At 46.5% G+C, this 10,035-nt stretch carries 8 protein-coding genes and 1 tRNA gene; 1 reads left to right on the forward strand and 8 read right to left on the reverse strand.

The window, feature by feature from the left end; all coding sequences use genetic code 11:
- Positions 1-12: 12 nt before the first annotated feature.
- From ACKI5G_RS03165 to ACKI5G_RS03195, 7 genes are read right to left on the reverse strand one after another with little or no spacing between them, the layout of a single operon-like run.
- Positions 13-426 carry a response regulator gene (locus ACKI5G_RS03165; protein WP_407397582.1) on the reverse strand — a complete coding sequence of 138 codons (414 nt, stop codon included), beginning with the start codon at positions 424-426 and terminating at the stop codon, positions 13-15.
- Positions 427-438: 12 nt separating this feature from the next.
- The gene (locus ACKI5G_RS03170; RefSeq protein WP_407397584.1) at positions 439-2,163 is read right to left on the reverse strand and encodes a PAS domain-containing sensor histidine kinase; all 1,725 of its coding nucleotides are present in this window, start codon (positions 2,161-2,163) and stop codon (positions 439-441) included.
- 14 nt (positions 2,164-2,177) lie between these two features.
- Entirely contained in the window at positions 2,178-3,410 is a 1,233-nt protein-coding gene (cheB, locus tag ACKI5G_RS03175) for a chemotaxis-specific protein-glutamate methyltransferase CheB (protein WP_407397586.1), read from the reverse strand.
- Positions 3,407-4,234 carry a CheR family methyltransferase gene (locus ACKI5G_RS03180; protein ID WP_407397588.1) on the reverse strand — a complete coding sequence of 276 codons (828 nt, stop codon included), beginning with the start codon at positions 4,232-4,234 and terminating at the stop codon, positions 3,407-3,409. Before ACKI5G_RS03180 ends, cheB begins: the two co-directional genes overlap by 4 nt.
- Positions 4,235-4,263: 29 nt before the next feature.
- Positions 4,264-6,009, reverse strand: coding sequence for a methyl-accepting chemotaxis protein (locus ACKI5G_RS03185; RefSeq protein WP_407397590.1), 1,746 nt, complete (start codon positions 6,007-6,009; stop codon positions 4,264-4,266).
- Between the two features lies 1 nt (position 6,010).
- Positions 6,011-6,523, reverse strand: coding sequence for a chemotaxis protein CheW (locus tag ACKI5G_RS03190; RefSeq protein WP_407397592.1), 513 nt, complete (start codon positions 6,521-6,523; stop codon positions 6,011-6,013).
- Positions 6,524-6,538: 15 nt separating this feature from the next.
- Complete coding sequence (locus ACKI5G_RS03195) at positions 6,539-8,701, reverse strand: chemotaxis protein CheW (protein WP_407397594.1); 2,163 nt, start codon at positions 8,699-8,701, stop codon at positions 6,539-6,541.
- Positions 8,702-8,907: 206 nt separating this feature from the next.
- Here ACKI5G_RS03195 and ACKI5G_RS03200 point away from each other — a divergent pair, with 206 nt between their 5' ends.
- Complete coding sequence (locus tag ACKI5G_RS03200; protein ID WP_407397596.1) at positions 8,908-9,870, forward strand: asparaginase; 963 nt, start codon at positions 8,908-8,910, stop codon at positions 9,868-9,870.
- Positions 9,871-9,949: 79 nt separating this feature from the next.
- Here ACKI5G_RS03200 and ACKI5G_RS03205 read toward each other — a convergent pair.
- Positions 9,950-10,025: transfer RNA gene (locus ACKI5G_RS03205), tRNA-Ala, on the reverse strand.
- Between the last annotated feature and the right edge of the window lie 10 nt (positions 10,026-10,035).

Genomic DNA, 10,035 nt, shown 5'->3' on the forward strand with positions numbered 1-10,035 from the left:
ACGTGCTCAGACTTACTTACTCACTTTTTCATCCGTGATAAGGCCCAGATTTCTCATAGCCTCCTCCACCTTTTCAGTATCTACAGGCTTGGAAGCATACGCATCACAGCCAAGGCGGAAGGCTTCATCCACATAGCCGATATCAGCCAGGGCTGTCATCATTATAATCTTAATTTTTTTGTCAGAAGCCTTTTCATTCTGATTTTCCAGCTGACGTATTACCTTCAGCACTTTAAGGCCATCAACCTTCGGCATCATAATATCAAGGCAAAGAAGATCAAAGGGCTTCCCCTCTTTGATAGCATCCATGTAAATATCAATGGCATCCATACCATCCACGGCAACCTCCACCTCGCCGTAGGTGACCATGAATTTCTGTAAAAATGAGCGACTGATTCTGTCATCTTCCGCAATTAATATCCTCATATACATAACCCCCTAATCATTCAATTTATCTTCACAGTATTTAAGAAGCTCACTTATATCATCTTCATCATCAGTGCCAAGCCCCGGCAGTAATGCTTCATCTTCATTTTCCTTACTGTCCTTGGCCGTCGATGGTGAATAAGGATTCATAAACACCGTTTGATCTTTTAACTCCATATCAGCCTTTTTAGCCAATACCAGCGGAATCAGCACCGTAAACCGGCTTCCGTTATTTTGCCGCGAGGTGACACCTATTTCTCCTCCCATACTGGAAACAAGCTCCTTTACTATCATCAGCCCCAAGCCAGTCCCACCAAAACGGCGGGTAGTGGAACCATCCACCTGACTGAACGGCTTAAACAGCTTGGCCTGTTCCTCCACTGTCATGCCGATACCCGTATCCTCAACATAAAATTCCAAATATGGCTGTTGTCCCCTGTCGTAGACATAAGCTCCAAGTGTTATGCCGCCTTCCATGGTAAACTTCAGGGCATTGGTAAGCAAATTATGGAGTACCTGACGTATACGGAGAGGATCGCCCCGCACATATCTCGGCAGGCCCTCAACATTTGGTCGGGTAAAGGTAAGTCCCTTATTTTCTGCTGTTTGCCCGTGGAGATTACATACCCTGTCAAGAAGCTCGTGCAAATCCAAATCAATATTTTCCAGGCGCATCTTGCCATTTTCCAATTTGGCATAATCCAGAATATCATTGATTATCCGCAAAAGATCCTCGGAGCATTGTTTGGCCGCAGTAAGATTCTCCCTCTGTTCATCCGTTAGCGGTGTCTTTAGGGTAAGTTCTATCATGCCTGACATACCATTTATCGGAGTTCTGATTTCATGGCTCATATTGGCCAGGAACTGAGTTTTGGTAGTGCTGGCCACCTCCGCATGTCTGCGGGCCTCCTGAAGCTCGTGCTCCTTCTGTTTTCGTTTGGAAATATTCAGCATGGTAAGCACTATCTGCTTTTGCTTGCCATTCCATAGCTGGGTGATAAACATCTGAAGCCATACCGGCTCCTTAACCCCCTTAATCTGAACAGCCACCACAAAATCCACGGTAAAGGTGTCATCCAAAATGGCCGATTCAATATTATTACGGACAACACAAAACTTGCAGGTATCCGATTTCCCACAGCCATCCTCAAGGCTGTTGATACAATGAATCGCATCCCCAAACTGCTTCCCCATTATATCTATATAATCCTCATTGAGAGTTTCCAGGGCAGGGTCATTAATGTCCATTATTTCTCCCCGGACATTAAGCGTAATGATACCAATTTTGGCTGCCTCAAATACAGAACGCATATAATAATGGTCTGTTTCCACCTTACGCTCCAGGGTACGGATTCTGGTGACATTACGAATAATGGCCGTACAGCCCTTTACAACACCATTGCTATTCAAAATCGGTGAACAGGTGGCAGACAAGTACACTGCACCATCAGAACGGGTAAAGCCGATATTTTTGGAAAGGCCCATGGTCTTTTTAGAGCGCATTGCCCGAATAACAGGGCTTATTATTTTTTCTCTGGTATCAACATTTTCCAGCCTCATCACATCGCTGACACTGACAGGCTCATCACTGTTATAGCTGTATTCAAAAAGCTCCTCTGCGGCCTTGTTCATAAATATGATCATGCCTTTTACATCCGTCATAATCACGCTGTCGCCTAGACCACCGAGCAAATTCTGGAGAGAGCCATAATCGATTACCATATCTGATTTTTCCATAATGGTCTCCCTCCTTACTTATAATTCGCTACAGCTGTTATCATCATGGCCATACCATTTAATGGCACCTGCTGCATAACAGCACCCTTTTCAAAGGCAACCCTTGGCATTCCATAGACTACACTGCTGGCCTCGTCCTGACCCAGTGTTACACAGCCTGCTTCACGCATTTTCACCATATATTCGGCGCCGTCCTCACCCATGCCGGTGAGAATAACCCCCATGGCCCGATCACCAACATTTTCAGCAACGGACTTGAACAGAACATTAACAGCAGGACAATGACCACCGTATTTTGGTCCTGGATTAACATCCAAAGACATTAATCCCCCCACACTCTTTACCCGCATCTGCTTGTTGCCCGGAGCGACATAGGCAGAATTAGACTCCAGCTTATCTCCATCCTCTGCTTCCTTTACATGAATGACACACTCTTTATCAAGTCGATCAGAAAACAGCTTGGAAAACATCGGTGGAATGTGCTGAACAATAACTATAGGCGGAAGCGGTGGTTTTAAATCCCTTAATATCTTGGATAAGGCCTCGGTTCCACCAGTCGAAGCACCTATGGCAATAAGCTCCACCTTCCTCGGCGGTACAGGTGCCTTCAGGGAACTAAGCGGTATCGATTGAGGCTCCGGCTTGTCACTTTTCATCTGCTGGGCAATTGCCTTCATGGCATTCATATTGGAAACGACTCTACTGAGGTGCTGTGAAACCTGATCATGACTGCCATAATTTTTAAATAAAGACACTGGCTGTGGCTTTGGTGGTGGTGCAACATCTGCCGGCTGTGCCGGAGGCTTCAATGGTTCCGGAGCCGAAGGGATAACCTCCTGACTTTCCGCGATTAGCTTGTCCCCATGGGCCTTGGCACGACAAACCTCCTCAGCCACCTTCTTCATAAAATCACCACTCCCCAGAGTCATGGAAGGCTTTTCAATAAAGGAAAAGGCTCCCGCCTCCAGGGCAAGGTTCTTATAAGCAGGTCTTGAGCTAAGCACCACCGTAGGCAATGCGTACTGCACAATAAGACGCCGCAGAAATTCAATGCCGTTCATCTTTGGCATTTCCACGTCGAGAATCATAACATCCGGATCAAAGGACAAAATCTTGTCCCTTGCATCAAATGGATTTTCAGCTTTATCCACCTCAACAGTACCTGAAATATTTGATGCCAGGCCCCTTGCCAGTGCTTCCCTAAAAAACAGGGAATCATCCACAATAAGAATTTTTAAGTCACTCATGTGAACGCTCCCTTCTTTCTGTAAATAGATGGCATAACATAATCAAAATCACTTTTATGTCTGTCAATAACTTCGGAATGACCAATAAAGAGATATCCACCCGGCTCCAAAAATTCGGCGAATTTCCGTACCAGATTATCCCTTGTCTTATTATCAAAATATATCATAACATTTCTACAAAAAATTACATGAAAAGGCTTTCTGAAAGGAAAAACAGGCGTCATAAGATTAAACCGGCGAAACAGTACCTTTTGGCGCAGCTTGTCCACTACCTGATATTTACCATCAACAGTACGGAGGAAATAGCTATTCTGCCACAAAGCAGGCAAAGTCTTCACTGATTCAACAGAATAAACACCATTCTTGCCGATTTCCAGCACATCCTTTGATAAATCAGTAGCCAACAAAGTTGTTTCCCAGCCAGGCATGGACCCGAAGTGGTCCTCCAGCATCATGGCCAGAGTATAAGCCTCCTCGCCAGTGGAAGAAGCGGCGCACCAAGTCCTCACATCCCCATCACGAATAGACTTCTCCAGATAGGGCAGAACCTCTTTCTCGTAGAAAGAGAAATGGTCTGCCTCCCGCATGAAGAACGTATGATGGGTGGTAATAGCCTCTGCCAGCATGGCCAGTCCCTTACCGGTTTTATCCTCCCTGATATACCTCAGAAAGGCCTCATCACTGGCCAGCTCCGGTCTGCCCATGTTATCATTTTTCAGTTTAAATAATCGGCTCTCCAAAAGGGCCTTTTTCTCTGGTGGCAGCTGAATACCAAAATTCTGTGTCACCAAAGCCGCAAACTGCTGAAACAAGGACTGGTTCATATTGTGATTTCTCCCAATTTCCCTGTGAACTAGTATTTTCCGAAGCCTTCATCATCTGTAAGTGCAATAGTCTTTGGTTTTACACCGGGAGCTGCCGGCTTAACCATTGGTCTAACTTCAGCTCTTTGGGCACTGCTCTTAACCTCTGTCTCACTTGGCTTATCAGGGTATACAGGAACAGCCTGTGGCATATCTGTAGTCCTGAAATTTAACACAGAAGAGCTGAGCTTGAAATGTCTTACCCGCTCCCTCATTCGGTCGGCCTGGGCACTGAGCTGCTGACTGGCAGACGCAGCCTCCTCAGAAGTGGCAGAGTTGGACTGAACCACCTGGGAAACCTGATTAACACCTTGATTTATCTGGTCAATGGCCAGCTTTTGCTCATTGGAGGCCTTGGCAATGCCCTCTACAATATCAGCCACATCACCCACATTGCCCACAATGGTGCCAAGAACCTCAGCTGTCTTGTTGGCAATAGTACGGCCCACATTAACCTTTTCAATAGAGCCCTCGATCATATCAGTGGTTTCCTTGGCAGCCTTGGCACTGCGGGCAGCCAAATTGCGAACCTCCTCAGCTACCACGGCAAACCCCTTGCCGTGCTGACCTGCCCGGGCGGCCTCCACGGCAGCATTAAGGGCCAAAATATTGGTCTGGAAGGCTATTTCATCAATAACCTTAATAATCTTGGAAATATTATTGGAAGAATTATTGATTTCCTCCATAGCATCCAGCATGTCCTTCATATCCTCATTGCCCTGCTCAGCATGACTGCGGCAATTATGGGTAAGCGCATTGGCCCGTTCAGCGTTCTCAGCATTGCTGGCTGTCTGGGAAGCAATCTCACTTATAGAAGCAGACAACTCCTCCACGGAAGCCGCCTGTTCAGTAGCCCCCTGGGAAAGTCCCATGCTGGCATCAGAAACATTCTTGGCTCCTGCAGCAACCTGATCTGCCACATTGTGAATATCCGAAACGGATTCATGAACCCGCTGACGCATAATCTCAAAGCTGGCAGCTGCATCCCCCAGCTCATCACCGGTACTTGTCTTTACCTCAGTAACTAGGTCACCATCAGCAATACGCGCTGCAGCAGCCCCCAGCTCCTTCAGGCGGGCAGACAAATCTCTGGAAAAATAAACACCTGCTGCCAACGAAATAACTATCAAAATAGCAGCCACCACAATATTGGTAACAATGCCACTTCTGTTCTCATCAGCAATTCTGGTAACCTCTTTGGCAGCAGATTCTTCCCCCATATCAGCGATGCCCTTTATGTCGGCATACAGCTTTTCCGCCAGCTTTGACTGCTTGGCCATATCGCTATTGATAGCTTCTTCATCGATATTTGCTGTAGTATCCAGCTTTTTCTGTATAATGGAAGCCGTTCCAGTCTTATAGTCCTCATAATCCTTCTGAATGGCAGCCATTTTCTGTCTTGCTTCAGGGCTTACAGCCATAGCACTCAGCTCAGCCATATCCTTGTCACAATCAGCAAGAGCCTGTTTCATTTTAGCATAGGAAGCCTCTATTGCGCTATTGTCTGTTTTTCCCAATGTTAGGAGATAATTAATACGGGCAGCATTCAAATGCATCCCCAGAGAATTTGCACATACCGCCGCCTTGGTATCCATCTTGATAAGGCTGTTGTATTTTTCCGCCGTATTTACGGTACTGGAAATGCCATGCCAGGAAACAGCAACGATTATTAGTTCAAGAACAACCACCAATGTTATTAGTTTAGCACCTATTGTGAGATTTTTGAAAAACATCATATCAAGTTGCCTCCTCACTTGATTCCTCTGCACTCATATCATCGAACAGGCTCTGATCATCCTCACTAAAGAGCTTCATCCAGTCAAGGAGCAACACCACGCCCTCACCGATCTTGCCAATGCTGCGTATATACTTGTTTTGGGATGCCTTCAGCTCAGGAGGCGGTACCACATTCTTTTCCGGAATAGTGAGCACCTCGGAAACCCCGTCCACAATAAGGCCAATCAACACATCATTAACGTCAATGACAATAACACAGGTTCTGTCAGTATATTCCTTACCTGGCCGCTTAAATCTAAGGTGCATATCCACCACCGGGATAATCTTTCCTCTGAGATTTATAATGCCTTTAACGTATTCCGGTACCTCCGGCACCACGGTAATTTTTTGAATACCGATAATCTCAATTACCACCTTGATATCTATGCCATAAATTTCATTTCCCAGAGAAAAAGTAAGGTATTTGTCCTTTTGGGTATCCTCGTCATCCATTAACAGCTTATCATCTTCCACGATTATCCCTCCCGGTTAATCAAAAATAATATTATGCACCTGCTGTGGATCAACAATCAGGCTGATACTGCCATCACCCAGCAAGGTACATCCGCTGATGCCAGTAGTTTTCATCATGCGACTGATGTACTTTGGAACAGGCTTAACCACTATCTCCTGCACTCCAAGCAGCTCATCTGCCAACACCCCGAACCGGGCATCACCAGCCTCCAGAAGCAGTAATATACCCTCCGTTGGCTCGTGAATTGCATCAGGAATATCATACATATCATACAGTCTTACCACAGGACAGCATGTGCCCTGCACCATTATCATTTCGGAACCATCCGGATCCCTGAAAATGGCCCCCTCATCCGGACGGAAGGAACGACTGATATAATTTATTGGAATCGTAAAACGGGAACCACCCACAGAAACCGACATTCCCTCAATGATTGCAAGAGTAAGAGGAATCTTTATGGTGGTGGTACTGCCAAGTCCCGGGTCGCTGTCTACGATGACCTTGCCCCCCAAGGATTTTATGTTGGAAACCACCACATCCATACCTACACCACGGCCAGAAAACTCAGTAACCGCTTCCTTGGTGGAAAATCCCGGTGCGAATATAAAGGAGTAGATTTCCCTATCTGTAAGCTCTGACTCCGGCTTGGTAAGAATACCGTTTTTACGGGCTCTTTCAAGAATTTTCTCCTTGTTAAGGCCCCCACCGTCATCCTTGATTTTAATTACTACCTCACCACCAGCGTTTTCTGCGGAAAGGATAACCGTACCTGTTTCCTCCTTGCCGGCATTAACCCTTACATCGGGCATCTCAATGCCATGGTCAACGGAGTTTCTGACTATGTGCATCAATGGATCGGAAATATGCTCGTTGATGTTCTTGTCCACCTCGGTAGACTCTCCCACCAGTACCAGACGTGCCTTCTTGCCAAGCTTCTTGGTCATATCACGAACAATACGGTTCATCTTCTTAAAGGTCCCCTCCAAAGGAACCATTCGAAGGGCCATTACACTGTCCTGCAGCTCACCGTTAATTTTATGAAGCTGACGGGCTGCCTTGGCGAAATTGTCCAGTTCCATGCCCTTCAAATCCGGATTCTGGGTAACCATGGCTTCGGCTATGACCATTTCCCCCACCAGATCCATCAGCTTATCCAGCTTATCAACACGAACCGTAATCATCTGGGCACCATCAGCGCCCTTGGCAGGAGCCGTCTTTCTGGCAGCAGGTGTCAGATCACGCTGTACTGGTGGCATGGCAGGCTTTATAGGCTCGGAATTTTCCAGTGCCGTAATGGCAATAGTTTCCTGGGAAGGCCAATACTCCAGTTCAGTAACACTGGCCACTTCCTTTATCTCCAGACGATCAAGGAATATGGTCTGGTTCAAATCTGCCTTTGCCTCATCAAAATTCATATCCGTTGTAAAGAAAAGACGAAAGCCCATATTGCGAATGGTATCCGTTGCAGATTCATCCTCCAGAATCTTTTCCGGCAGATAGTGAAGCTCCTTAACCTTTTCCTTTAAGTTGTTTACGACACCAAAGGCACGAACTTCCTCCATTTCACAGCCCTGCTGAAAGAAAACCGTTGCCTCAAATATATGCTGCCCCCCGCTGGTGGCTCCAGTCGCTGCTGGTGCCGGTGCAGAGGGCTTTGCTGCACCGATGTAGTATTGCTTTTTTTCCGGCTCCGGGGCTGGAGCAGCAGCGTCTCCCCCTGCTTCGCCGGCTTTCTTGGCATTCTTTGCCTTGCGCAAATCGATATCAGGATCATGGCCGTTGTCCAGCTTCATATTCCTGAGAAAATCCTTGGTATAGTTACGCAGCTCCTCGGAGCTCATATCAGGGGTGCCGCCAGCATCCAGCTTTTCCATTTCAATGCGCATGAAATCCACGGCATTTAGCACAATGTCGGTAATGGCAGTGGCATCTACTTTCGCTGGCTTAAGTTCTCTTATGTAAAAGAAAATATCCTCTACAGAATGGGCCAGTGTCGATACCTGATCGAACATCATCATGGCCGCCGAGCCCTTAATTGTATGCATGGCACGGAAGATTTCGTTGACGTCTTCCTCGCTGAAGCCACCCTGCTCTTCACTGCCAAGAGCAATTTGTTCCAGCTGTTCCAGAAACTGCCTGGTCTCGAAAATGAAGACCTCAACCATAGGTTCTGCCATACACATCACTCCTATCTATAGATTATTGCAGTTAACTTATAACGTAGATAAACTCACACGGGACACACCTCTAGCACATTTCTATTATTCACTACGAACACCTATAATTCCTGCCTATAGATATATTTTTTGGAAAATTTGGACAATAGCTGTATAATTTTTATTGAAATGAATACCCTGAATGGAGAAGGAGGATATTTTGCCCTATGAAAAGGATTTTGCTTATTGCAACAGGTGGTACCATTGCTTCCGTGCAAACTGAAGCTGGCTTGATGCCAGGCCTTGATGGCAAAGGGCTTATTGAGCGGGTACCGGCTCTTAAAGGAATCTGTGAAATTGATACCATGGAGCTGATGCAGCTTGACAGCACCAACATCCAGCCAGAGCATTGGATAACGATGGCCCACACCGTGGAAGCTCAATATGATAAATACGACGGCTTTGTTATCAGTCATGGAACTGATACTATGGCCTATACATCTTCAGCCCTCTACTATATGTTGGAGAATTTAAAAAAGCCGGTCATAATAACCGGCTCACAGCTGTCACTGACAGAGGAAGGCTCCGATGCCCCGGATAATCTTATTACCGCATTTACTGCTGCCGCCCAGGGACGCCCCGGTGTATATCTGGCATTTTATGGCAGGCTTATACAGGGAAACACTGCAAAAAAACTTCACACAGAGGAATTCTACGCCTTTAAGAGCATTAATGCTCCTGAAGCCGCAGCGCTTAAAAATGGCAAGTTGAAATTTAATCCGGAGTACGACAAATATTTGGCAGATAATCCACACCCAGCTACAGGGCAGGCGTTAAAGGTCCGGGATAAAATGGATACCAGAGTGGTGATTGTGGACCTGGTTCCCGGCTACAAGCAGGAGTATCTTAAGGCCCTTGTGGATGCCGGCTGTCGCGGTATAGTGTTAAATCTCTTTGGTTCCGGTGGAATTCCAGGTGAAAAATCCCCTGGCAATCTTCTGCCCGCCATTGATTACGCAATCTCCAAGGGCGTAAAAATCATCGGTGCCACCCAATGTATAAACGATGGCGTTCATATGGACCGCTACGAGGTAGGCATCACTGCCCTTAAACACGGCGTAATTTCCGGCGGTATGCTCACCAGCGAGGCCATGGTAGCAAAACTGATGCTTGAGCTGGGAGAAGAATAAGACGGACTGGCATTAATATCATGCAAAACAAAAAACCTCGAAGCCCTTATCACTAAAGGTTTCGAGGTTATTTTTCTTATGGTGGAGACGAGGGGGCTTGAACCCCTGACCCCATGCCTGCCAGGCATGTGCTCTCCCAGCTGAGCTACGCCCCCATAGGAAAAT

It is taken from the genome of Anaerovibrio sp. (assembly GCF_045637405.1).
Lineage (GTDB): Bacteria > Bacillota > Negativicutes > Selenomonadales > Selenomonadaceae > Anaerovibrio.